The 24,331-nt window shown below is 29.7% G+C and carries 23 protein-coding genes and 1 tRNA gene; 22 read left to right on the forward strand and 2 right to left on the reverse strand.

The genetic code is table 11. The features are described 5' to 3' along the window. The first annotated feature begins 115 nt into the window (after positions 1–115). The 17 genes from metX (at position 116) to LXN10_RS13745 (ending at position 20,300) form a co-directional block, all read left to right on the forward strand. Complete coding sequence (gene metX, locus LXN10_RS13665) at positions 116–1,222, forward strand: homoserine O-acetyltransferase MetX (protein ID WP_375723538.1); 1,107 nt, start codon at positions 116–118, stop codon at positions 1,220–1,222. Further along, complete coding sequence (xseB, locus tag LXN10_RS13670; RefSeq protein ID WP_375723539.1) at positions 1,219–1,419, forward strand: exodeoxyribonuclease VII small subunit; 201 nt, start codon at positions 1,219–1,221, stop codon at positions 1,417–1,419. Before metX ends, xseB begins: the two co-directional genes overlap by 4 nt. 75 nt (positions 1,420–1,494) lie before the next feature. Continuing rightward, positions 1,495–2,157, forward strand: a complete 663-nt coding sequence (radC, locus tag LXN10_RS13675; protein WP_375723540.1) for a RadC family protein — start codon at positions 1,495–1,497, stop codon at positions 2,155–2,157. Further along, positions 2,154–2,288: a hypothetical protein gene (locus LXN10_RS13680; RefSeq protein WP_375723541.1), complete on the forward strand. Its 135-nt coding sequence runs from the start codon at positions 2,154–2,156 to the stop codon at positions 2,286–2,288. The genes radC and LXN10_RS13680 overlap by 4 nt, the downstream gene beginning before the upstream one ends. Beyond that, entirely contained in the window at positions 2,275–2,607 is a 333-nt protein-coding gene (locus LXN10_RS13685; protein WP_041660149.1) for a hypothetical protein, read from the forward strand. Before LXN10_RS13680 ends, LXN10_RS13685 begins: the two co-directional genes overlap by 14 nt. An 873-nt stretch (positions 2,608–3,480) precedes the next feature. Continuing rightward, positions 3,481–6,123: a type I restriction-modification system subunit M gene (locus LXN10_RS13690; RefSeq protein ID WP_375723542.1), complete on the forward strand. Its 2,643-nt coding sequence runs from the start codon at positions 3,481–3,483 to the stop codon at positions 6,121–6,123. Next, positions 6,116–7,348: a restriction endonuclease subunit S gene (locus LXN10_RS13695; RefSeq protein ID WP_375723543.1), complete on the forward strand. Its 1,233-nt coding sequence runs from the start codon at positions 6,116–6,118 to the stop codon at positions 7,346–7,348. Before LXN10_RS13690 ends, LXN10_RS13695 begins: the two co-directional genes overlap by 8 nt. Beyond that, positions 7,345–10,398, forward strand: coding sequence for a type I restriction endonuclease subunit R (locus tag LXN10_RS13700; RefSeq protein WP_375723544.1), 3,054 nt, complete (start codon positions 7,345–7,347; stop codon positions 10,396–10,398). The genes LXN10_RS13695 and LXN10_RS13700 overlap by 4 nt, the downstream gene beginning before the upstream one ends. Then, on the forward strand, positions 10,382–11,041 hold the full coding sequence (locus LXN10_RS13705; RefSeq protein ID WP_375723545.1) for a M48 family metallopeptidase: 660 nt from the start codon (positions 10,382–10,384) through the stop codon (positions 11,039–11,041). The genes LXN10_RS13700 and LXN10_RS13705 overlap by 17 nt, the downstream gene beginning before the upstream one ends. Before the next feature lie 233 nt (positions 11,042–11,274). Next, positions 11,275–11,427 carry a hypothetical protein gene (locus tag LXN10_RS13710; RefSeq protein WP_375723546.1) on the forward strand — a complete coding sequence of 51 codons (153 nt, stop codon included), beginning with the start codon at positions 11,275–11,277 and terminating at the stop codon, positions 11,425–11,427. Between the two features lie 357 nt (positions 11,428–11,784). After that, the gene (locus tag LXN10_RS13715; protein WP_375723547.1) at positions 11,785–12,468 is read left to right on the forward strand and encodes a HesA/MoeB/ThiF family protein; all 684 of its coding nucleotides are present in this window, start codon (positions 11,785–11,787) and stop codon (positions 12,466–12,468) included. A 127-nt stretch (positions 12,469–12,595) separates the two neighbouring features. Further along, positions 12,596–15,835, forward strand: a complete 3,240-nt coding sequence (carB, locus tag LXN10_RS13720; RefSeq protein WP_375723548.1) for a carbamoyl-phosphate synthase large subunit — start codon at positions 12,596–12,598, stop codon at positions 15,833–15,835. A 1-nt stretch (position 15,836) separates the two neighbouring features. Next, positions 15,837–16,280, forward strand: coding sequence for a Sua5 YciO YrdC YwlC family protein (locus tag LXN10_RS13725; protein ID WP_375723549.1), 444 nt, complete (start codon positions 15,837–15,839; stop codon positions 16,278–16,280). A 59-nt stretch (positions 16,281–16,339) separates the two neighbouring features. After that, positions 16,340–17,638 carry an ATP-binding protein gene (locus LXN10_RS13730; protein WP_375723550.1) on the forward strand — a complete coding sequence of 433 codons (1,299 nt, stop codon included), beginning with the start codon at positions 16,340–16,342 and terminating at the stop codon, positions 17,636–17,638. 10 nt (positions 17,639–17,648) lie between these two features. Then, complete coding sequence (locus tag LXN10_RS13735) at positions 17,649–19,259, forward strand: Ig-like domain-containing protein (protein WP_375723551.1); 1,611 nt, start codon at positions 17,649–17,651, stop codon at positions 19,257–19,259. A 92-nt stretch (positions 19,260–19,351) separates the two neighbouring features. Continuing rightward, positions 19,352–19,427: transfer RNA gene (locus tag LXN10_RS13740), tRNA-Glu, on the forward strand. Positions 19,428–20,090: 663 nt separating this feature from the next. After that, positions 20,091–20,300 carry a helix-turn-helix domain-containing protein gene (locus tag LXN10_RS13745; protein ID WP_129102115.1) on the forward strand — a complete coding sequence of 70 codons (210 nt, stop codon included), beginning with the start codon at positions 20,091–20,093 and terminating at the stop codon, positions 20,298–20,300. A gap of 779 nt (positions 20,301–21,079) precedes the next feature. Here the strand turns inward: LXN10_RS13745 and LXN10_RS13750 are convergent. Next, the gene (locus tag LXN10_RS13750; RefSeq protein ID WP_375723552.1) at positions 21,080–21,307 is read right to left on the reverse strand and encodes a DUF6471 domain-containing protein; all 228 of its coding nucleotides are present in this window, start codon (positions 21,305–21,307) and stop codon (positions 21,080–21,082) included. Positions 21,308–21,451: 144 nt separating this feature from the next. Here LXN10_RS13750 and LXN10_RS13755 point away from each other — a divergent pair, with 144 nt between their 5' ends. Beyond that, complete coding sequence (locus LXN10_RS13755; protein ID WP_375723553.1) at positions 21,452–21,787, forward strand: hypothetical protein; 336 nt, start codon at positions 21,452–21,454, stop codon at positions 21,785–21,787. An 18-nt stretch (positions 21,788–21,805) separates the two neighbouring features. After that, positions 21,806–22,018, forward strand: coding sequence for a hypothetical protein (locus LXN10_RS13760; protein ID WP_375723554.1), 213 nt, complete (start codon positions 21,806–21,808; stop codon positions 22,016–22,018). Positions 22,019–22,410: 392 nt separating this feature from the next. Here LXN10_RS13760 and LXN10_RS13765 read toward each other — a convergent pair whose 3' ends face one another. Next, on the reverse strand, positions 22,411–22,659 hold the full coding sequence (locus LXN10_RS13765; RefSeq protein ID WP_375723555.1) for a helix-turn-helix transcriptional regulator: 249 nt from the start codon (positions 22,657–22,659) through the stop codon (positions 22,411–22,413). A 135-nt stretch (positions 22,660–22,794) separates the two neighbouring features. Between LXN10_RS13765 and LXN10_RS13770 the strand changes: the two genes are divergently transcribed. From LXN10_RS13770 to LXN10_RS13780, 3 genes are read left to right on the forward strand one after another with little or no spacing between them, the layout of a single operon-like run. Beyond that, entirely contained in the window at positions 22,795–23,019 is a 225-nt protein-coding gene (locus tag LXN10_RS13770; RefSeq protein WP_375723556.1) for a PLDc N-terminal domain-containing protein, read from the forward strand. A 28-nt stretch (positions 23,020–23,047) separates the two neighbouring features. Next, positions 23,048–23,692, forward strand: a complete 645-nt coding sequence (gene traT / locus LXN10_RS13775) for a complement resistance protein TraT (RefSeq protein WP_375723557.1) — start codon at positions 23,048–23,050, stop codon at positions 23,690–23,692. An 8-nt stretch (positions 23,693–23,700) separates the two neighbouring features. Continuing rightward, positions 23,701–24,300 carry a hypothetical protein gene (locus LXN10_RS13780; protein WP_375723558.1) on the forward strand — a complete coding sequence of 200 codons (600 nt, stop codon included), beginning with the start codon at positions 23,701–23,703 and terminating at the stop codon, positions 24,298–24,300. Positions 24,301–24,331 lie beyond the last annotated feature (31 nt).

Genomic DNA, 24,331 nt, shown 5'->3' on the forward strand with positions numbered 1-24,331 from the left:
AATCTAATACATAGTAAACTTAAATATTTATATTAATTACAGCTTAAATTTAATAGAAATAATTATTTTAGAATTCTTTCGTTAAAATACACCAACTAAACAAAATGGACACTTTTTGAAAATAGAGACTAAAATTGCTAGATTTACGACCCCTTTGCACTTAGAAAGTGGGCGAATCCTAGAACCTTATGAAATAAAATACGAAACCTATGGAGAACTTAACGAAGATAAATCAAATGTAATCGTTATTTGTCATGCTTTAAGTGGTTCACATCATGCAGCAGGAAGATATGAAAATGAAGCAAAACCAGGCTGGTGGGATAATTTTATAGGTGATGGAAAGACTATTGATACTACAAAATACTTTGTAATCTGTACAAATAACCTTGGCTCTTGTTTTGGTTCAACTTCACCAATGAGCCCTATGAACAAAGCAGGAGAAGCATATAGACTTAAATTTCCAGTTTTAGCTATAACAGATATCGTAAAAGCTCAAAAAAGACTTTTTACTTCTCTTGGTATTGATCATGTAAAAGCAGTCATTGGTGGAAGTATGGGTGGTATGCAAGCACTTTGTTATTCTATTGAGTACCCAGATTTTGCAGATACAATCATAGCTATGGCAACAACTGCATATACAAGACCATGGGCAATAGCTGTAAATAAAATAGCAATGGAATCTATAAGAAATGATCCAGCTTTTAAAAATGGAAACTACACAAAAGGTGACCTTATAGCAAATGGTTTACCAGGACTTGCAATTGGTAGGATGGCAGGACTGATTGCCTATGTGGGGCCAAATTCTATGAATGAAAAATTTGGTAGAAATTATGTGGAGACAGATGGGCTTTATGAACTTTTTGGAAGATTTGAAGTTGAGAGATATTTGGAATACAATGCTTACAATTTTCCAAAGATATTTGACCCATTATCATATTTGTATGTTTGTAAAACTATGAATATATTTGATGCGGCAAGGGGTACTGATAAGTTGCCAGATGCCTTAGCAAAGATAAAATGTGACCTTCATCTTATCTCTTTTTCTGATGATGTTTTATTCTTCCCACAAGAGATGGAAGAGATTTATAATATAATGAAAGATATGAATATGGAAAATGTAAAGTATAAAATGATAGAATCTACACATGGACATGATTCATTTTTGGTGGAACTTGATAAGTTCAAAGATTATGTAGTCGATATATTGGAGAAAAAAATATGAGTGAAGAAATAAAAGAAGAACAAAGCTTTGAAGAAAAAGTAGAAAATGCAAAAGAGTTATTAGAAAAGTTAGCAAATCCAGATATAACATTGAGTTCATCTGTAGAGATATATAAAAATGGTATGAAAGAACTTGATGATGCCCAAAAACTTCTAGAAACTTCTAAACTTCAATTCAAAGAACTATCAGAAAAATAAATATAACAATTTGAAATACTTTTTGTAACTATTAAAAATATTTGATAAACTTTTCTTACCAGTTAGGAGGAGTTTATGAAAACAATAAATCAATTACAAAGTATAGACAAACCAAGGGAAAGATTACTAAAGTATGGTCTTAGCTCATTAAAAAACTATGAACTAATAGCTGTATTACTAGGAAGTGGAGTGAAAGGCAAAGATGTCATAAAACTATCCCACGAAATAGAAAAGTTCTTTGACTCAAACTTTGAAAATATAGATTTAAAAACCCTACTTAAAATACACGGACTAGGAACTGCAAAAGCTAGCCAAATAATATCCGCAATAGAACTATCAAAAAGATACCTAATAGATACCCAAAACTACAAAATAAACTCTGCTAGTGATGTATACGAAGAACTAAAACCATACAAAAACAAACGCCAAGAATACTTCCTAACTCTATATTTAGATGGAGCAAACAATCTAATCGAAACCAAAATCATCACAATAGGAACCCTAAACCAAAGCCTAGTTCACCCAAGAGAAGTATTTTCCCACGCCATAGAAAAAAGATGCGCCAGCATAATAGTAGCCCACAATCACCCAAGTGGTATTTTAAAACCAAGTAGTGAAGATATAAATGTAACCCAAAGACTAAAAGAATCAGGAAAGATTCTAGGTATAGAACTACTTGATCATGTAATATTTACAAATGAAGGGTTTATTAGTTTACAAGAAGAGGGTGTGTTGTGATGGATAGATTTTTTGATGAATGGAATGAAATAAAAAAAGAACTTACTAAAAATGAAAGAAAATTAGGTATAAAATCAAGAGAAATATTTTGGGCAAATATTGGACAAAATATTGGTTATGAACAAAACTAGCAAATGCGGTTTGCGAAGCAAAAGTTTCTTTGAAAATGGCAAAGGTAAAAATTTTGCAAGACCTGTTATTGTTGTAAGAAAACTCACAAAAGATTTATTTTTAGGAATCCCAACTACTACAACACTTAGAGAAGATAATGATTATTTTCATAAATTCAAATATACCACATATAATAATGAAGTTTTAAATGTTTCGGCATTAATTTTACAAGTAAAAGTATTTAGTATAAAAAGAATAATGAACAAAATTGGAATGATTAATAAAGAAGATTTTAAAGTAATTGTAGAAAAGTCAAAAAATCTATTTGGCCCCACTTAAAATAAGTGGGTGTGCCCGAAGGCGAATTGTAAGAGTATTATATCTTACAATTTTTATTTTGTCAATTTCTGTTTGGGTCTTGAAGATATAAATATCTTCGCTTTTACTCTTCTTTAACCGTAAAGAAAGTAACAAAGAAAACTCTCAACGGCTTCATCGGTCTTCGACTTCTTAAATTTTTCTCTTGAAAATCTGAGATTTCCGCTTCTTCACTTTTTGATGGCAAAAAGTAAAACAAAAAGCCACCAACGGCTGCGAAGCCAAAGGTTCCCTCACTTATTATTTATCTTTCCTGACTTGCAAAACTCATATACAAATATACTTTTTAGCATATTTGTATATTCAAACAGTTGCAAGTCTTTTTCGAAAAGAGAAAAATAAACGCTCGGCTTCTGTAGAGGTTGGAAAATGGGATATTGAAAGATTTTTTGATTTAAAAGTCTTCTTTTTCAAACTCTAACAAGAAATAAATATTTCTGCTTTTACTCTTCTTTATCTGTCTTTGAGTTCTTAAATTTTGTTATTGTTCTTGAAAATCTGAGATTTTCGCCTTTTTCTTCTTTGGTGGCAAAGAAGAAACAAGAAAGCCACCAATGGTTTCAAAGCCCTTTGGGTTCCCTCTCTTATTATTTTTATCTTTTCTGCTTGGTAAAACTCGTTTATTAAAACTTCCATTTAGGAAATTTTAAACACTCTGACAGTTACCAATCTTGTTTAGAAAAGAGAAAAATAAACGTTCGGCTTTTGCAAATGTTGGGAAAATGGGATAAGGACATTTTCTTTTTTATTTATAAAATGCATTTTTTTTATTAGAATCACTACTATGTTTTAGTAAAATACCTATCTTATTTTAAAAATAATGTTTGGATATTAATGAAACAAAAAATAACACTACAAAAACTTGAAACTTTCCTTTTCAAACTTGCTGATGATTTGCGTTCAAAGATGGATGCAAATGAGTATAAATACTACATAATTGGGCTTATATTTATTAAGCGTCTCTCAGATGAGTTTAGCAAAGCACAAAAAGAGGTAAAAAAGAAATACAAACATCTCTCTCAAGAGTTCCAAGATGAATTGTTAGAAGACCCAATCTCTTATGGAGATACTTTTTTTGTACCCCAAAAAGCAAGATGGCACGAGGGGTATATGGATAATAATGGCAATCAACAACCACCTATAAAGCACCTCAAATCAAATATCGGTGAAAGGCTCAATAAAGCAATCGCAGATATTGAAGAGAGCAATGATCGACTTAGTGGAGTGCTTAAAAATAATATTGATTTTAATGCAAGTCGTGGGAAAAACAGCGAGAGGGTAAAAGATAACGATTGGAAAAGTCTGCTTAACAAACTTGAAGATTTTGGCTCACTTAGCGGTGAGAACTTTGAGTTCCCAGACCTTTTGGGTGCGGCGTATGAGTACCTTATAAAATATTTTGCTGATAGTGCTGGGAAAAAAGGTGGAGAGTTTTATACACCAAATGAAGTAGTAAGACTTATGGTTCAAATAGTTGAGCCAAAAGAGGGAGAGAGTATTTACGATCCTACGGTTGGAAGTGGCGGTATGTTGATACAATCACACCAATATGTAGATGAAAATGGCCAAAATACCAATAAAATATCTCTTAATGGTCAAGAGAACGACGGCGGGGTTTGGGCGACTTGTATTATGAATATGATTTTGCATGATGTGAAAGATTTTGAAATAGAGCATGGTAATACTTTAGAAGAACCGCTTTTTAAAGATGCAGGTGGAAAATACAAAAAATTTGACAAAATTTTGGCAAATCCACCTTTTAGTATGGATTATAAAAAAGAGAATCTTACTCAAACCTCACGATACAGATGGGGATATGCACCTGAGACGAAAAAAGCTGACCTGATGTTTGTAGAACACATGGCAAGTTCACTTAAAAAAAATGGTCTTATGGCTAGTGTTGTACCTCATGGGGTGCTTTTTCGTGGTTCAAAAGAGAAAGATATCAGAGAGTCTATGCTTGAAGGCAATCTGATCGATGCCGTCATTGGGCTTCCTCCTGCACTTTTTTACGGTACGGGGATACCTGCGGCGATAATAGTCATAAAGAAAAATAGAAAAGAAGATGAAAAGGTACTTTTTATCAATGCCGATGCAGAGTATGCAGAGGAGAAAGCAAGAAATCGTTTAAGAGCCAGTGATATAGAAAAAATCTCTTATGTGTACCACACAAAAGATGTTAGTGATGAGAAGTATTCAAAACTTATAAGTCTAAAAACTATACGAGACAATGAATACAATCTAAATATACGAAGATATGTGGATAACTCAGTTCCGACAGAGACAGAAGATGTAAAAGCGCACCTAAAAGGCAGCATACCAAAAAGAGAAGTGGGTATACATCAAAATCAATTTGATAAATTTGATTTTGATTTTTCAGATATTTTAAAAGCTTTAGATGATGAGTATTTAGAGTTTATAAGTAGTGAAAATATCAAAGAGCAGATAGAATCAAACACTAATGTGACAAGCTCTTTAGAAGTTTATAAATCTCACTTAATACAGTGGTGGGATGAAACCAAGGAAGAGTTTAGTCAACTTGAACATACCCATAACATAAATCAAACAAAAACGACACTTATCAAGTCATTTAAAAACCACTTTGAGCATTTGAATGTACTAGATAAGTTTCAGGTAGCGGGTGTGTTTGTAGAGTGGTGGAATAGTATCAAGTATGATTTAAAGACTATTAGTGCATCAGGATTTGGGCAGAGTCTGCTTAGTGATGAGATACTTATAGAAGCATTTTTCAAAGAGGAAAAAAATGCAATTGAAGAAACAGAGATAGAGTTGTCTCAAAATGAGAGTGCTTTAGGTGAAGTGGTTGAAGAGGTAGATTATGAGACCAATGAAGATAAAGATGGTAACAAAGAGGATAAAAAGCCTGCAAGTGCAAAAGCCTACTTAAAAGATACGATTAAATCTTTGGAATTTGAAGAAAAAGAGCCGTATGTAAGTGAGAGAGAAGCTTATAAAAAACAGCTCAAAACTATTGAGAGTTTAGAAAAAAGTATCAAAGAGTTAAAAGCCAAGAAGAAAACTTTAGAGTATGAACTAAAAATCAAAGTAGAGATAAAACGATACGGAGAGCTTGAAGAGCTAGATGATGTTATAGAGTCACTTCAAGCCGTAGAAAAAGAGCTAGTAAAAAAAGACTTGAGCAAAAAAGAGCTAACTAAACTTGAAAAAGACAAAACTAAACTAGAAGAGTCAAAAGAGAAGCTTTACACACTTTTAAAAGAGGTAGCTGTTATCACTAAAGAGGAAGCCAAAGAGTTAACGCTCCAAAAACATCATAACCTAATATCAAATGAACTAAACAGTGGACTTAAAGAGGAGTTAAAAACCCTTTATAGGATATTTGAAAACTTAGATACTAAATATGCAAAGAGTTTGGAAGATATTGAGGATAGTTTAAGAAAGAGTGAAACTAAGATAGATAAGTACCTAAAAGATTTGGGGTATATTGGTGAGTAAATCAATTAATATACCAAAAGATTGGGAATTGTCAACTGTTGGTAAATTGTTAAAGATTTCTACAGGTGATAAAGATACACAAGATAAAATAGAAGATGGTAAATATCCCTTTTTTGTTCGTTCTAATGTAATTGAAAGATTAGACTCTTATTCTTTTGATGGAGAAGCTGTCTTAACTGCAGGTGATGGTGTTGGTGTAGGGAAAGTATATCATTATTATAAGGGAAAATTTGCTTTTCATCAAAGAGTATATGCAATTTATGGATTCGATAAAAAAATAAATGCTCAATATTTTTATAGATATTTTTCTGAAAATTTTTTGTCTGAGGTGGAAAGATATTCAGCAAAAAATTCTGTTGATTCTGTTCGATTAAACATGATTTCTGATATGGAGATATTTTTACCTCCAATAAAAGAGCAAGAAAAAATTGCCGAGATTTTAAGTGAAGTTGATAGTGCCATCGATAAAGCGGAGGCTTATTATGAAAAAAATCAAAAAATCAAAACAGCCCTTATGCAAGATTTACTTACTCATGGGATAGATGAAAAAGGCAAAATACGAAATCCAAAAACACATCAGTATAAACCTTCACCACTTGGGGATATACCTATGGAGTGGGAAGAAGATTATTTAAGGGATATAACTATATTGATTAAAGATGGAACGCATGGCACTCATAAAGATGTTAATGATGGGGTTCCATTATTAAGTGCAAAAGACATTGGTGAAGGAAAAATTAATTTAAATAATAACCCTAGACTAATTTCTGAAAATGATTATAAACAAATACATAAAAATTATACTATTTTGGAAAATGATATATTGCTTACAATTGTTGGAACTATTGGAGGAATTGCACAAGTAAAGACTAAGCAGAAATTTACTTTACAAAGAAGTGTTGCAATTGTAAGATTCAAAGATTTAGATTCAGATTTTGCATATTATTCTGCGCTAGATAATGATTTTTATAGACAATTAATTGATAAAGTTAATGCTTCGGCACAAGGTGGTATATATCTAGGTTCTTTATCTCAATGTAAAATAAAATATCCAAAATCAAAAACAGAACAACAAAAAATCGCCAAAATCCTTTCATCTCAAGATGAAAAGATAGAAAAAGCCAAATCAAAACTAAAAAAATTAAAATCACTAAAAACCGCACTTATGCAAGACCTTTTAAGTGGTACTAAAAGGGTCAATCATCTATTAGGAGAAGAGATATGAGAGAAGAAACATTTGTACACGAACCATTTTTAAAAAGCCTTGAAGCTATTGATTGGGAAGCGATAAGACTAAATAGGCTCCATCAAACACCACAGCAAAGCTACCGAGAGAGTTTTAAAGATGTGGTGATGAAAGAGAAACTCTACGAGTCTTTACAAAAAATCAATCCCTTTTTAGATGATGACCAGATCAATGAATGTATAAATAGAGTCCTTAACTTCTCTTCAGCTGCTCTTATCTCTCAAAATACAAAAATCTTTGACCTTCTTCTAAACGGTACAAGTGTAGATGAAAATAGAAAAACAAAAGATAAAAGCCCGACTGTTAGATATATTGACTTTGATAATAAAGAAAATAATAGCTTTATAGCCGTAAGTGAGTTTGGTGTAAAAGTAAAAGGTATAGAGGTGGATGATAAAAAAACCTCTATGTTTTACCCTGATGTTGTCCTTTTTGTAAACGGCTTGCCTTTGGTTGTGGTAGAAGCTAAAAAACCAAAAGGGCGAAAAGATGCACTGCAAGAGGCTTTTAGTGACCTACAAAATTATGCACAACTCAAAGCAGGAGCAAAAAAAGGGAATCGAGAGCTTTTCTTTTTTAACCACTTTTTAGTCATAACCGATAATAACCAAGCAAAATTTGGAACCATAACTGCTACAAACCTAAAACATTTTTGGAGATGGAGTAATCCTTACCCTATGAGTTTAGATGAGCTACCAAGAACAGATGCAGGCGTAGTGAATGACCAAAACAGACTTATCTATGGGATGTTAAAGCCCGGAAATTTACTTGAAATTTTCCAAAGCTTTACTGTTTTTAGTTCTACAGAGAGCGGTGTAGAGAAAGTAGTATGTCGTCATCAACAATTCCGTGCAGTTAAAAAAGCGATATATAGACTTGAAAATGGAGAAGACCAAGATGAAAAAGGTGGGCTTATCTGGCATACGCAAGGGAGTGGTAAATCTCTTACGATGATGTTTCTTATCCGTGCTATGTATGCAACTGGCAAATTTGATGAGTGGAAGATACTTCTTATCAATGATAGAACTGATTTAGAGACGCAACTAAAAGGAACAGCAGGTAAGATTGGTATCAATATCAATAGTGCATCAACTATAGCTGAACTCAAAGAGATGATAAAAAGTGAATCTTCCGATGTAGTTATGGCAATGGTGCAGAAGTTTCAACAAAGGGAGTTAAGTTCTAGTGCTTTTCCTGTTTTAAATAAGAGTGACAAAATTCTTATCATGGTAGATGAAGCACATAGAAGTATCTACAGCTCACTTGGTTCTAACATTAAAAAAGCAGCACCCAATGCGGTGATGATAGGATACACTGGAACACCGATAGAAAAAAGTCATAAACTCTTTAAAGATTATATAGATAAATATACTATGAAAGAGTCCATTGAAGATGGAGCAACACTTAAAATCGTATATGAGGGACGAGCACACGACACGGAACTAAAAGAGGGTGCAATAGTCAATATCTATGACGAGCTTGAAGTGGTAGATGATGAGAGCGATGAACTTAAAGGAATTGGTGTAGATATTCAAATACGAAAAGCATATTTGGAGAGTGTAAAGACTATCACAACAAAAGCAAAAGATATGCTTGAACACTATTTTAGCCATGTCTATCCAAATGGATACAAAGCTCAAATCGTAGCCCCATCACAAAAAGCGGCGGTGACTTATAAAAAAGTTATCGATACACTTTTAAAAGAGCGAGGAAGTAGCGTAAAAGCAGATATTGTTATTTCAGGAATTGCCAATGATGATGAAGTAAAAGAGTATGGTAAAAGAGATAAAGAGAGTATTACTGATAGTTTTATTATGAAGTATGGCGAAACCAAAGACGGTGTCAGTGGGGAGATTGGAATACTTATTGTTAACAATATGCTTTTAACCGGATTTGATGCGAAGATTGAACAAGTGATGTATATAGATAGGGTACTAAAAGCACATAATCTACTTCAAGCAATAGCAAGGGTAAACCGTGTTTATGATGAGGGTAAAAGTGTCGGATTTGTGGTGGATTATATCGGTATTGGTGATCTACTTAAGCGTGCAGTTGAATACTACAATGAAAAAGAGCAAGAAGATAGTCTTGATACTGGTCTTTGGGATGTTGATAAGTTAGAAAGTGAACTTAAAGAGTGTTCAATAAAAATCAATGAGTTTATAGAAAATGAAGGTATACCGATAGATAGTTATGATGATTGGTATGCATTATTTTATGAAGATGAGATACGTTACGAATTTTTAATGCTTTTTAAAGAATATAGCCAATACCTTGATGAGCTTTATCCATCTGAAAAAGCGGTTGATTTTATAGAAGAGTTTAAAAAGCTTAAAGCTTTACAAATTGAAGCTTTAGGGCATGAGCTTGATAGCTCTTATATTATAGATTCTAAAAAACTTCAAGATATAGTAGATGAATATTTGTTATCTAAAGGTATTAAGCAAAAAGTAGCTCCTATAGAGGTTTTTAGTGATGAGTTTGTAAAGAAAAAAGATGCACGAAAAAGCTCTAAAGCAAAAGCCGCAGAGATAGAAAATGCACTTATGAAACATATTAATTTAAATATGGAGTATGACCCTACACTCTATAGTAATTTTTTAGAGATGTTAAAAAAGATACTTGAACAGTTTAAAGAGAATTGGGATGAGATATATAAACAACTTGAAGCGTTAAGAGAGAAATTAAAGCAAAAAGAAGAAGAGACTTTTCACGGTCTAAAAAAAGAGTATAAACCTTATTTTAATCTGTTTAGTCAAGAAATTTTTGGAAAAATTGAAGATTTAAGTGAGGATGAAATCTCTTTATCAATTAGATTAACAAAAGATATAACAGCTATCATAGAAGCAGAAGAGACAGAGTTTTTATGGAGTAGTAATCCTGCTAAAGCAAGGCTTAGAATGGAGATACAAGATACACTTTTAGGTGCGGATTATGTAGGGATTGAAGCTATTGCCAAAAAATACAAAACTTTGATACTTCAAATTATGAACATAGCGGAGCCAAATAAAAATGGAACTAAACTATAATATTCAAAGAAGTGAAACCCGTAAAACTATAGCTTTAAAAATGGCTCCAAGTGGAGAGCTTGAAGTATTGGCTCCTTTTGATGTAGAAAATGAGACGATTGAGAAATTAGTACAAAAAAAGAAGTTTTGGATATATAAAAATAGAAAAGAGTTAATAGATAAAAAAACAACTTTTGAAAAAGAGTATGTATCTGGTGAGTCATTTTTATACCTTGGTAAAAAGTTTCGACTTGATGTGAGAAAGATTGAGCATAAAGGGCTTTTATTTAAGCAAAATAAATTTATCCTAAATAGAAAAGATCAAGAAAAAGGGGAAACTCTTTTTGAAAAGTGGTATAAACAAAAAGCAAAAGAGAAACTAATACCAAGAGTTAAAAATTTTGCTAAACAAATGGGTTTAAAGCCAAAAGAGATAAAAATATTATCTATGAGTAAGCGATGGGGAAGTTGTACGCCTGATGGAAATATTATCTTAAATTATCATCTTATAAAAGCCCCATTATATGTAGTAGATTATGTGATAGTGCATGAGTTAGCTCATTTAATTGAACATAATCATAGTGATAGATTTTGGAAGATTGTTAAAACTCAAATGGGAGATTTTAGTAAACAAAAAGAGTGGTTGGGAAATTTAGAGATATAAAATAAGAAAAAGAAATATGAACATTTATAGAAATGTTTACAAATATATTTAAATCAACAACAAAACCAAGAATTATCAAAACTAAGAAATTGGCTTTTTCCTATGCTTATGAATGGACAAGTAAGTATTAAAGAAAGTGAGTATATAAATAGTAAAAATGACTTATTAGTAGCCCAACCAAAACCTGAGTATAATTAGTTTTTTTGATATAATATAGTTTTAAAGGAGTATTAATGACTAAAAGAATTTTGGATAAAGAAAATTTAAAAAAAGTTATAAAAACAACTCAAAGTATTGAAGAGTATAAAGAGCCCTCAAAAAAAGTTATTGCTGAAGTGAAAATTTTAAGAGAAAAATATGGCATCAAAGTATCAGCTAAAAGATAATTTATTTAAAATCCCAACATCTACAGAAGCCGAGCGTTTATTTTTCTCTTTTCTAAACAAGATTGCTAATTGTCAGAGTGTTTAAAAGTTCCTAAATGGAAGTTTTAATAAGCGAGTTTTAGCAAGCAGAAAAGATAAAAATAATAAGTGAGGGAACCTTTGGCTTCGCAGCCGTTGGTGGCTTTTTGTTTTACTTTTTGCCACCAAAAAGTGAAGAAGCGGAAATCTTAGATTTTCAAGAGAGAAGATTTTAAACATAAAATAATTGACTCTAGTCAAACTAATTTAAACTAAATTTGCTATGATTACAAAACAAAATAATAAAAATAAACTATACTTATACAGTAAGGAATTGATATGCAAGAAGAATTTAATGAATATTTTAACAGACAGATAAAGCTTTGGGGGCAAGAGACTCAAGACTCGCTTCAAGGTAAGAAAGTAGCTATTATAGGAAGTGGTGGGCTTGGTTGTACACTTGGTATCGCACTTGGAGCTTCTGGAATAGGGGAATTTACTTTAGTGGATTTTGATACTGTGGGAGTTCATAATATCCATAGACAAATCGGCTTTAGAGTTGGTGACGATGGAAAATATAAGTGTGAGGTTTTAAAAGAGCTTATTGAAGCTAGATGTCCTTATACGAAAGTAACAACTTATAAAGAGACTTTTCAAGAGTTTGCAAAAAGAGGTTTAGAGTTTGACCTTATCATTGATGGAACTGATAACCTTCCTACTCGTGCTGATATCAATGAATACTGCATAAATAATAATCAAGCTTGGATTTATGGAAGTGTTGAGGAGTTTCATGGGCAAGTTTGTTTTTTCGAAAAAGCCTCTTATGAAGCAGTATTTCAAGTAAATGATAGAAAACCAAACGGTATCGCTTGTCCTATTGTTATGCATGTGGGTTCTCTTCAAGCAAATTTAGCCATTAGATATTTAACAGGACTTCCAGTTAAAAAAGATGTTTTATATTATCTTTCATTTGATGAAGAAGGTATTATTAATTACAAAAATTTCAAACTTCCTACTAAGTAAAATATAGAGCTAAACTAGCTCTATATTTAAATACAAAAATCTTCAAAATAATTTTCCAAATAACCATTTTTTAAGCACTTTTTAGATATTATTTCCAAATTTTACTACATATATGGGGAACTTATAAATGCCAAAAAGAGAAGATATTAAATCTATATTATTAATCGGTTCTGGTCCTATTATTATTGGGCAAGCATGCGAATTTGATTATTCAGGAACACAAGCTACAAAGACATTAAAAGAGTTAGGTTACAGAGTTGTATTAATCAACTCAAATCCAGCAACTATTATGACAGATCCTGAATTTGCAGATAGAACTTATATCGAGCCAATTACAGAAGATATGATTGCAAAAATTATAAAAAAAGAGAATATTGACGCAATCTTACCAACTATGGGTGGACAGACAGCACTTAATGTTGCTACAACAATGTATGACAAAGGTATGCTTGATGGTGTTGCTTTTTTAGGTGCTCATCCAGATGCTATTAAAAAAGGTGAAGATAGACACCTTTTCAATGAAGCTATGATAAAAATCGGTATGGACTTACCAAAAAGTGCAAATGCATATAGCGTTGAAGAAGCTATGAGAGTAGCAAAAGAGATTGGTTTCCCAGTGATTTCTAGAGCATCTTTTACCCTTGCAGGTGGTGGTTCTGGTGTTGCTTACAATATGGAAGAGTTCAAAAAACTAGCGGAAATAGGAATAGAAGCAAGTCCAATCAATGAAATTGAGATTATGGAATCAATGCTTGGTTGGAAAGAATACGAAATGGAAGTTATCAGAGATAGAAAAGATAACTGTATCATCGTATGTTCTATAGAAAACTTAGACCCAATGGGTGTTCATACAGGAGATAGTGTTACTATCGCTCCTGCGCTTACTCTTACAGATAAAGAGTACCAAGATATGAGAAATGCTTCATTTGCTATTTTAAGAGAGATTGGTGTTGATACAGGTGGTTCAAATGTACAGTTCTCAATTTGTCCAAAAACAGGAAGAATGATAGTTATTGAGATGAATCCTCGAGTTTCTCGTTCTTCTGCACTTGCTTCTAAAGCTACTGGTTATCCTATCGCAAAAGTTGCAACGCTTCTTGCTGTTGGATTTACTCTTGATGAGATTGAAAATGATATTACAGGTACAACTGCATCATTTGAGCCAGTTATTGATTATGTAGTTACAAAAATCCCTAGATTTACTTTTGAAAAATTCCCTAAAGCAGACTCTACACTTACAACTTCTATGAAATCTGTTGGTGAAGTTATGGCTATGGGTAGAACATTTAACGAATCAATCCAAAAAGCACTTTGTTCTTTAGAAACTGGACTTTGTGGTTTTGATCCAATCAAAGCTGAAATGGAAAAAATCAAAGCTGAAATTAGAAGACCAAATTGTGATAGACTTTTATACTTGATGCAAGGTATGAGAGAAGGACTTACAAATGAAGAGATTTTTGAATTATCTAAAATAGACCCATGGTTCTTGACTAAATTTAGACAAATCGTTGATATGGAAAAATCAATGGATGCTTCAATCTTAACTGACGAAGTTAAGATGAGAATAATCAAATCAAATGGATTTTCTGACAAGATGATTTCTATGGTTATTGGTAAAACAGAAGAAGAAGTTTATCAAGCAAGAAAGAGTTTAAATGTAGACTTTGAATACAATGAAGTTGATACTTGTGCTGCTGAATTTAAAGCCCTTACACCATATCTTTACTCTACTACAAATGTAACTAAAGTTCCTCAAGTAAATAAAATAACAGATGAGAAAAAAGTTATGATTATAGGTGGTGGACCAAATAGAATCGGACAAGGTATTGAGTTCGATTATTGTTGTGTTCATGCAAGTTTTGCCCTAAAAGAAATGGGTATCAAAACTATCATGTATAACTGTAATCCTGAAACTGTATCAACTGATTATGATACTTCAGATATCTTATACTTCGAGCCAATTGATTTTGAACATGTAAGAAGTGTAGTTGAAAAAGAAAACCCAGATGGTGTAATCGTTCACTTTGGTGGACAAACTCCACTTAAACTAGCAAATGCACTAACAGCAGCAGGAGCTAAAATCATAGGTACTACTGCTGAAGTTATTGACTTAGCAGAAGATAGAAAAAAATTCTCAAAATTTGTTGAAGATGCAGGACTTTTACAACCAGAAAATGGAACCGCAGTAGAAGTAGAAGAAGCTATTGAAATAGCTGAAAGAATTGGTTATCCAGTTCTTGTAAGACCTTCATTTGTACTTGGTGGAAGAGGGATGAAAATCGTGTATTCTACAAATGAGTTAAGACAATATATGGATGAAGCAGTCTCTGTATCAAATGATGCCCCAGTACTTATTGACAAATTCCTTGATAGAGCGATTGAACTTGATGTTGATTGTATTTGTGATGGAAAAGAAGTATATATTGGTGGAATTATGCAACATATTGAAGAAGCAGGTGTTCACTCAGGTGACTCGGCTTGTTCTTTACCTCCTGTTTCTATAAGTGATGAGTTAATCAAAGAACTTGAAACAAAAACAAAAAATATGGCACTAGGTCTTGGTGTTGTTGGTCTTATGAATACGCAATATGCCATTCATAAAGGGCAAATTTATCTTATCGAAGTTAATCCAAGAGCTTCAAGAACAGTTCCTTTTGTAAGTAAAGCAACGGGTATGCCTTTGGCAAAAGTGGCTACTAGAGTTATGTGGGGGGAGAGTTTAAGAAATGCTCTTGATACATATAATACTGAACTTGTATGGGAAGATAATGGTGTATTAAAACCAATATTAAGAAACCATGTGGCTATCAAAGAAGCAGTTTTCCCATTTAATAAGCTTAGTGGTTCTGATATGATATTAACTCCTGAGATGAAATCAACTGGTGAAGTTATGGGTATATCTGATAGTTTTGGTGAATCATATGCAAAAGCACAAAGTGCTGCTAAAAATGATATTCCAACAGAAGGTAAAGTATTTATTTCATTATGTGATTTAGATAAGGAATTTGCACCCAAAATCGCAAAAGGACTTATAGATGAAGGTTTTACAGTAGTTGCTACTGGTGGAACACATAAGGCAATTGCAGATGCTGGAATTGAGTGTGAAAAAGTTCTTAAAATTTCTGAGGGTAGACCAAATATTATTGATTCTATTACAAATGGTGAAATTGCCCTTGCTATCAACACAAGTGATGGAAAAGAGTCATCAAAAGATGATGGTAAAAATATCAGAAGATCAGTTCTAAAAATGAATGTAACATATGTGACAACAGCAGCAGCAGCTTTTGCTTGTCTTGAAGCTATGAAAGAAATTAGAAAAAAAGATGGATTGTCTCCAAAATCAATTCAAGAATTTCTAAGCAGATAATATGAATCCAAACTCTGTTTATTTGGTACAAACAGATACAACTGTTGGCTTTTCATCAAATGATAATGAAAAGCTAGCAGTTATAAAAAAAAGACCCAAAACACAAAAAATACTAAGAACTGTAGACTCTTTTAAGACTTTGCAAAACTTCACAAGAATCCCAAACAATCACAAAAAAAGAATAAGAAATTCTAAGAATAGCACCTTTATATATCCCAATAATGAGTCATTTAGAGTTATAAGTAAAGATTCTAGTTTTTATGATTTTATAAAAAAATTCAATGTTCTTTATTCTTCTTCAGCAAATGAGACTAAAAAAAACTTTGATGAAGAGTATGCTAAAGATGTCTCAGATGTAGTTGTGATACAAAAAAATGGTTTTTTTGAAGATATTCCTTCTAAATTATATAAGATAAATAAATTTAAAGTTAAGAAATTAAGGTAATCTAAGACTATATTAAGTCATAAGTCCATAAAATAAATATTATTCATAAAAGGCTACTCATGTTTTTACATAGAGAAAATGAACTTGAAATATTACAAAAAGATTTCTCTATCCCTAATTCATCATTTAATTTTATTTTTGGAAGAAGAAAGATAGGTAAAACATCATTTGTAAACTCTTATATAAGTGGTAAAAATAGCTTTTATGTCTCTTTTTTAGAGATGATGAATTTAATTACTTTTCAAACTATTCATAAAAATATCGAAAACTATTTAAATAAAAAAGTGGATACTTTTGATACTTTTGAATCTTTTTTAAAAGTAATAGCAAAAGAGACCTTTGAAGAAAAATTGATTTTAGTATTAGATGACTTTCAAAACCTAATCAAAGTGGAAAAAGATGCCTTAAGTCTTTTTTATAAGGCTTGGAATAAAGAGCTAAGTTCTTTAAATATCCAAGTTGTTATTTTATCATCTATTTGTTCTAGTAATAAAGATGATGAATATATTTACAAAAAATCTTCAAATATAATAAAACTAAATAAATTGCCATACTCTAGTATTAAAGAGTTAATTCCTGAGGTTCAAGCTGGTGATATTATGCATATTTTTAGTGCTTATGGTACAAATCCTGATTATCTAAAACTATATAATCCTAAGAAAGATTTTCTTTTAAATATAAAAGAGAATTTTTTAAGTTATGATGGAGTTTTTTTCAATGATGGTATGGATTTTTTGAAAAAAGATTTAAATGAAATCTCAACATACTCTTCAATACTCTATGCAATAGCTTTAGGAAACAGTAAAATTGGAGCAATAGCAGACTTTTTAAACCTAAAATCAACTTATCTCACACGATATTTGCAAAAACTAATTGACATAATGATTATCAAAAAATATGTACCTATAAATGAAGATATAAAAAAGAGCAAGTTTGGAAGATATGAGATTGAAGACAATTTTATGAGATTTTGGTTTTGTTATATATATCCTAATTATTCAACTCTTCAAAAGGGTGATACTAGTAGTGTGGTTAATCATATAAAAGAAGACTTTACAAAACGACTTGTGCAAAGCAGTTATAAAATGCATATTTTAAGTCTAATTAAAAATGATCCATATAAATACTTAGGTTTTATTCCAAATAATCTTGGAAGTTGGTGGAATAATAAAGACACCAATATCGATATTATCGCTTATGATTCTAAAAATATTATCTTTATTGATACAAAGTGGAAAGATATTCAAGAACTAGAACAAAGCTATGCTATATTAAAAAATAAATCCGATGAATTTAAAACTACTCTAAATAAAAAATATATCATATTCTCTAAAATTTCCCCTACAAAAACTATCTAAAGGATTTTATGTGGCTACAAATATTACAGTTAAAAGTCCAAATGGTGAAAGTGCAATATATGAAGTTAGTTTATTCGATGTCATAGATATAAAAAAAGGTGACTATGTACTTGTATCTGAGCGACCTGAGTTATTAGGCTTAGAAATTATTGATGATTCTTTAAAAATAAACTTTCCAGATGGAAATAGTGTAGTAGTGAAAGATATAGTTACTTTTATCAATCAAAATAACCCAACAGATACACATGGACTTATGGATAAATTAGATACCTCTGCCATATCTTTTTTAGATGAAAAAGGTAATTTTGAAGAAATAGATTTAGTGGATAAACTTTTAACCCTGATAGAAGAATCAGAAAAAGCTCATAAAGCTGTTTCTCCTGCTCTTATTGATGGAAGTGACACTAATGCATTAAATACTAATATAACAAGTGATAATAGACCTACAATAAGAGGTATAACTGAAAGTGGGGCAACTGTAACCATCACAGATGATGATGAAAACATTCTAGGAAGTACAATAGCAGATGAGGATGGAAATTATTCAATAAGGACAAGTGAACTTTCAAATGGGACACAAAATCTTAAAATAACAGCCACTGATAAAGCAGGTAATTCAGGAACAGAGATTCAAACAATCACTGTAAATACCTCAGAATCAGATATTAAAAAACTTGAAATAACAAATATATCAGATGCAAATGAAGAGTACTCTTATATAAATATAAGTGGCAAAGGATTGGAAAGTAAAAATAGTGTGTCAATATTTGATGAAGATGGAATTAAAGTTGCTACAACAACTATATTAGAAGATGGAACTTGGAGTGCCGGTATCTCAAACTTTGCAGGAACACCTGTGAGTAATAAAGAGTTTTTTAAAGCAATAGAAAATGATATAGCAGGAAATGAGATAGCACAAATAGATAGTAATCACTATTGGACTGAAAAGCTAGATTCTTTAGATACACAAGAAACAGTTGACTTTGTGATGACAGGCATAGTAGACGATGAAATCAATACAGATACAATGCAGTCCCTTGAAAATGAAAACACACTATATGATGCTAAAATTGAAGATGATATTTCCCAATATGATATGAGAACAGTAAGTGAAGAATTAGCTATTGTAGAAAGTTTAGAAAATATTATTGAAGAAGATGAAAGTGAAGAAATTAACTCTATTGATGAAGAAAATATTGAATACGAGGATGAACTTGATTATATAGAAGATGATTTTTTAGATGATGTTCAAATGGAATCTCTTCCTACTACTAAGGCTTTGACTTTAACTGGCATAGAAGGAAGTGTTGAAGATGAAATAATATTAGAGCAGTCTAATAATGAGGATACAAAAACAGAAAATGACGATGTATCTCTTGATGAACAAGAGCTAGAAGTGAAAGTTCCTATGGATAATGAGCTATCAAATAATGCTGCGAATAAAAGCGATGAGATAGATATAAATGCACCAATAGATGAAACTAAAGAGGTGCTAGAATATACAAAAGGTTGGGCAAAATCAACTAATCAAATGAAAGATGGTGATGCTACATTTGAAGTATGGACAAAAGACAATGCAATAGTATATATTGATACATCTACAAGCGTAACAGATATATAAACTAAAAAAAGACATATTTAGCCTCTTTTTCTTAAATTTTCCCTTACTTTTAAGCATAAATAAAAACAATCTAAACTATAATTCCACTCTTCGACCCCGTCGTCTAGTGGCCAAGGACGACAGGATTTCCTCCTGTAAACTCAAGTTCGAATCTTGATGGGGTCGCCAACTTACATTTACTATAAATAGGTATCTTTATTATAAAACTTCTTATTTTTTATTCTTTAAGGTTTACTAGGGTAACACTTTGGGTAACACTTTTATAAATTGTTTTGGTGATTAATGTTATAAAAATAGTACTTATCTACCAATTTTAAGTTAATAGTCAGGAAAATCAATATACCATATTATCAGTTGAAAATAATACAAGTTATCATTAAATCAATTAATAATAACTTGATAAAAAATATCTCTAGACAAATTGTTTGGAGGTATAAAATCCATTAAATTGAATTAAACAGTACTATATAAATTTATAATAGTAAAATCAAAAATAGTTGTTATTTTTTTATAATAACTTAATTAAATATCATTCTAAAAAATGAAAGAGATATGAAACTCTTCGAGTTAAATTAAACATTATTAGTATACTAATATTATTAAATATAAGATATTATTTTTTAATATCTAAAAAGAAAAAACTGTTATCTTTGTGATAACAAATAAAAATATTTTTATTTAAAATTAAAGATAAATCTCTACCATGAGAAACTAACCAAATGAATGTAAAAATATCAAAAAAAAATATTTTTTACATACTCCAATCAGATAAAAAATTACAATAATTAATTTTCAACTAATCAAAATATTTAATATAATAGAGGGAAAATAATGACAAATAATGAAACTCAAAATAATAGATGGATGAGTCCAAAAAACTTTGAATTAAAATATCAAATTAAGCAAAGTACTCAAGCAAAAATGAGAATGAAAAAGCTTATCCCTTTTTCAAAAATTGGAAAGTTTATTAGGTATGATCAAATTGAAATTGATAAGTGGTTTGAAAATCATAAAGTTGTAGAAATCAGAGATTTGTTTTAACTATTTAAAGATATTTTTATTAATAAAAAATATCTTTTAGTGAGTGAAATAATATTTTCACTCACTAATAATTTTTACAAATTATGTATCAATTATTTTAATATATTTTCTTCTTAATATTTTTCAGCATTTAAACTTTCTTTAGCCAATTCTAATCATATATTTGAAATAAGATGAAAAAATTCTCTCAAAATTGATGATTCGCCTTTATACTGAAAATTATGTATAAATACATGATTCGCTCAGTTTTTCATGTAGAAACACATGGCTCTATTTCATAGTATACAAGTAATGAAATTTAAATACCATGTAGAAATGCATGGCTCTTATAGAGGAATAATCAAATTTCTTTAAAAAATGATGATTTATTTTTATTTTTTGAATTATGTATAAATACATGATTCGGTTAGTTTTCCATGTATAAATACATGGCTCTATTTCATAGTATACAAGTAATGAAATTTAAATACCATGTATAAATGCATGGCTTGTAATGTGAGATAAAAATAGCATTATGTATAAACACATGGCTCTATTTCATAGTATAGTAGTGCAAAAATACAGTTTTAATTAAAAAATCAAAATGTTAAAATTTCTTTATATATAGTTTTTCTTGTAATAGTTTTTTTTAGTATATATTTAAAAGAGCGTAAACCTATCTTATACTAAAAGTTTTATTATTTTTGATGATTTTCCTTACTTAATAAAGAAAATTGTTTTTAGAGCATTTATGAGTGTTTTATAAGCATTGAATAATAAAACAAATCTACTAATAACTTTTATTTGTCTTTTTCTAAATTTAATTTATATCCCAATACTTCAATAATCTGTAAACCAAAAGCAAAATCAAATCGACCCCTTGATATTTTCTGCCGCACAGAAGCTTCCGTATAATCAAATCCTTTTTCATTTAAAATTTTTGTTAACTCAATAAAATTTATATCTTCTTGTAACATTAATTTTTTGATAAGGAGTTTGGCTTCTTTTGTATAGTCTTTTTCTTCCATAAGTATTCTTTTTAATTAAATTTTATAAATTGTATCATATTTAATAAGAATTTGTCAAAAATAAGTCAAATTATTCATAAATGACTTGACATTATTTATCATATATGATAATATTTTCTCACTTAAAAACGAAAAGGATTGAATATGAATAATGAAGATAAAAACAGTAAGAAGTTTTTGATAAAAAATATTTTTCTTGAGCCAATTATTCCAGTTGTATTTTTTATTTATTGCATTAGTTTTAATGTATGTGATATAAAAATAGTTTCAGTATTTTTAACTATTTTTATATCAGGTATTTTTTATAAATTTGTATTTTATATAAAGGTGCATTATAGATTTATTTTTCAAGTTGGAGTTGTCTGTGTTGATTGGTTTTTAATTGATATTGTTAATTTTATATCTAACAATAGTTTTTATTTTTTAAAGCCATCTTTACTTGAAACAATAGCAAAAAATTCTTTGGCATTTGTTGTATAAAATTAAAAGGAAAATAATATGTTAAATGTAAAAACTGTAATTGAATTAGAAAATAAATTTTCGAAAAAAGAACAAGAAAAAGTTTTAGATTTTTTAGAAAATGAGTTTGGAATTAGAAATGAAAATGTAAAAATATTTGCTGCATCAACTTATGCTACTGAAAGTGAATTTGCAAGTGAAATTTATAATAAAGTAAATCAGATTTTAGTAGATGATTTTAAAGAGTATTGAAATTTTAAATTAAGATTCTTTACTCTTTGATTTTAAATTTATTGTTAAGTATAGTGTATAAATTGTAATAACAGTTATGATTGATAATTTTACAAATTCTAGCATTTCCATGTGTATCCTTTTTTGTATTTTATCTATTCTAAATATTTATGTCAATATAGTATTTGAATTTAAATGCAGGTTATTTATATGTTAAATTTAATAGTTGTATTTCTTTTTATTTTTCCTGGGATTATTTAATTATACTCTCTACTACTAGTGAAGTTATTTATACTGCTTTGTTTCAAATTGTATTAGGTTTAGGTTTGTTTTATTTAAATAAGTATAAAGATGTAAAAAAAGTACAAAATATTTTGCGTAAGTTGTTTTGATAACTATCTAAAGATTTAGCGTTATTTTTGTTTAAAAAACTCTTCAATATCAATGTCAAATATTTTACTTAATTTGTATAAATGAACAATAGAATAATGATGTGTCTTAATCTTTGGATTTTCCACATGAGATATATAACTAGAGTTTTTTAAACCTAACTCAATTGATAAATCAAGTTGAGTCATATTTCTTTCAATTCTTAGTTGTCTTATATTATTTGAGATTAAATCTTGAAATTCTAATATTTCATCTTCTGAAAAATTAAGCAATTAGAGCCTTTACATATATGTATAATTATTAAAAGATTTTATATGAATTGTGAAATATCCAATAATACATATATGTATAATTTGTTATTAATATTTAATTTTGTAAAATAAAAATAATTTAAATTAGGAGAAAAGATGGAAGTAGGAAATATTATTTCAAGCATATTGACATTCTTTGTACCATTGATTATATTTGTTTATTATATATATGCACTAATTGATATATTAAAGAATGAATTTACAGGTAACAATAAATTAATTTGGCTGATTATTTATTTTATATTGCCCCTTGTAGGTGTTTTACTATATTTTCTTATTGGTAGAAAACAAAAAATACCAAAAATACAAAAAAGTAATTAAATCTTGAATTTATACATTGGAATAATAAATGAAAAAATTAAATAAAAGTTTTGTACTTTTTATGTTAAGTGCAATAATACTTACAGGTTGTGGAACTACACAATTACAAACAAGAGCAAAATTAACTAGAACTATTACTTTAGATAAAAGTAAAAAACAAAATAGAAATATATATGTTCAAGTTTCAAATACAGCTGGAAGTGGAGGAGAAAATCTAAAGCTTTATGATGATCTAAAAACAAAATTACAAGCTAAAGGCTATACCTTAGTTACTAGCTCAAAAGATGCTTCTTATGGTTTGTTTGTAAATGTATTATTTGCAAATAATCTAAAGGAAGCAAATGCGATTAAGAGTGCTGTCTCTTCTGGAGTATTAGCAGGTGGTTCAACTGCTATTGGTGGAGGAAGTGGAAGTAGTTCTTTAATTGTTGGCGCTCTTGCTGCTCTAGGTGGAGGAATTATTGGTTCTGCTATGGAAGATGATATCTTTCGTGCTGTAATTGATGTGGAAATTAGAGATTATAAAATTAAAGATGCCAAAATAGATAATACTAATTACAATAAGTATTTAACAAGAGTATTTATAGAAGCTGTTAGGATGAATCTAAAGCTTAATGAAGCTCTTCCAATTTTAAGTTCAAAAGCATCAACAGAAATATCAAATTTATTTTAAGGAAAAGAATGAAAAGTTTTAAATTAAGTTTAATAGCAATATTACCGATATTTGCTATTTTTATGTTAACAGGTTGTGGTAGTGCACATAGTAATGGTATATCTATACCAAATACAAATGAATATTGTATGAAAAATAAGTATATTGATAAAATTGCTTGTGAAACTATAATAAACTCGAATGTAGAAGATATATATTTGATTGATGGTATTTCAAAGTTAAGTGCATATGGATTTAGACATAAATCACATAATAATGTTTTAGCTGCAACAATTCAAGCTGCTGCAGAAACAACGCTGTTAAAAGATAAAAAATACTTTGCTATTTTATCTCCTGCTGCAATGTCAAATTTAAATGGAGTATTAATTAATACTCCAGAAGAGTATTTCAAAAAATGTGAAATAACAATGGGAGATGTATTAACTTTCCAAACAAATAAATGTGGATTAATTCCTAGAAATAATAATGGTATTATGACTATTAAAGTATTTAGTGAAAGACCACATGATGTATTAGTATATGATGCTACTGAAGTAATTAAATACTTAAAAACTAATGGTAAATATGATGAAGATGGAAAAGTCAAAAAAATTGTATTTATGAAATAAGTTGTATTGATTTCAACTATATTATAAAGGT

The sequence above is a fragment of the Arcobacter iocasae genome (assembly GCF_042214795.1).
GTDB classification, from domain to species: Bacteria; Campylobacterota; Campylobacteria; order Campylobacterales; family Arcobacteraceae; genus Arcobacter; species Arcobacter iocasae.

Bases quoted from the DNA above. Each gene is read 5' to 3' on its own strand.
- LXN10_RS13710 (WP_375723546.1), top strand. From the start codon at position 11,275: ATGACTAAAAGAATTTTGGATAAAGAAAATTTAAAAAAAGTTATAAAA.
- LXN10_RS13700 (WP_375723544.1), top strand. From the start codon at position 7,345: ATGAGAGAAGAAACATTTGTACACGAACCATTTTTAAAAAGCCTTGAA.
- LXN10_RS13715 (WP_375723547.1), top strand. From the start codon at position 11,785: ATGCAAGAAGAATTTAATGAATATTTTAACAGACAGATAAAGCTTTGG.
- LXN10_RS13760 (WP_375723554.1), top strand. From the start codon at position 21,806: ATGTTAAATGTAAAAACTGTAATTGAATTAGAAAATAAATTTTCGAAA.
- LXN10_RS13750 (WP_375723552.1), bottom strand. From the start codon at position 21,307: ATGGAAGAAAAAGACTATACAAAAGAAGCCAAACTCCTTATCAAAAAA.
- LXN10_RS13780 (WP_375723558.1), top strand. From the start codon at position 23,701: ATGAAAAGTTTTAAATTAAGTTTAATAGCAATATTACCGATATTTGCT.
- LXN10_RS13705 (WP_375723545.1), top strand. From the start codon at position 10,382: ATGGAACTAAACTATAATATTCAAAGAAGTGAAACCCGTAAAACTATA.
- LXN10_RS13745 (WP_129102115.1), top strand. From the start codon at position 20,091: ATGACAAATAATGAAACTCAAAATAATAGATGGATGAGTCCAAAAAAC.
- LXN10_RS13755 (WP_375723553.1), top strand. From the start codon at position 21,452: ATGAATAATGAAGATAAAAACAGTAAGAAGTTTTTGATAAAAAATATT.
- xseB (WP_375723539.1), top strand. From the start codon at position 1,219: ATGAGTGAAGAAATAAAAGAAGAACAAAGCTTTGAAGAAAAAGTAGAA.
- LXN10_RS13690 (WP_375723542.1), top strand. From the start codon at position 3,481: ATGAAACAAAAAATAACACTACAAAAACTTGAAACTTTCCTTTTCAAA.
- radC (WP_375723540.1), top strand. From the start codon at position 1,495: ATGAAAACAATAAATCAATTACAAAGTATAGACAAACCAAGGGAAAGA.
- traT (WP_375723557.1), top strand. From the start codon at position 23,048: ATGAAAAAATTAAATAAAAGTTTTGTACTTTTTATGTTAAGTGCAATA.
- LXN10_RS13730 (WP_375723550.1), top strand. From the start codon at position 16,340: ATGTTTTTACATAGAGAAAATGAACTTGAAATATTACAAAAAGATTTC.
- LXN10_RS13725 (WP_375723549.1), top strand. From the start codon at position 15,837: ATGAATCCAAACTCTGTTTATTTGGTACAAACAGATACAACTGTTGGC.
- LXN10_RS13685 (WP_041660149.1), top strand. From the start codon at position 2,275: ATGAACAAAACTAGCAAATGCGGTTTGCGAAGCAAAAGTTTCTTTGAA.
- carB (WP_375723548.1), top strand. From the start codon at position 12,596: ATGCCAAAAAGAGAAGATATTAAATCTATATTATTAATCGGTTCTGGT.
- LXN10_RS13770 (WP_375723556.1), top strand. From the start codon at position 22,795: ATGGAAGTAGGAAATATTATTTCAAGCATATTGACATTCTTTGTACCA.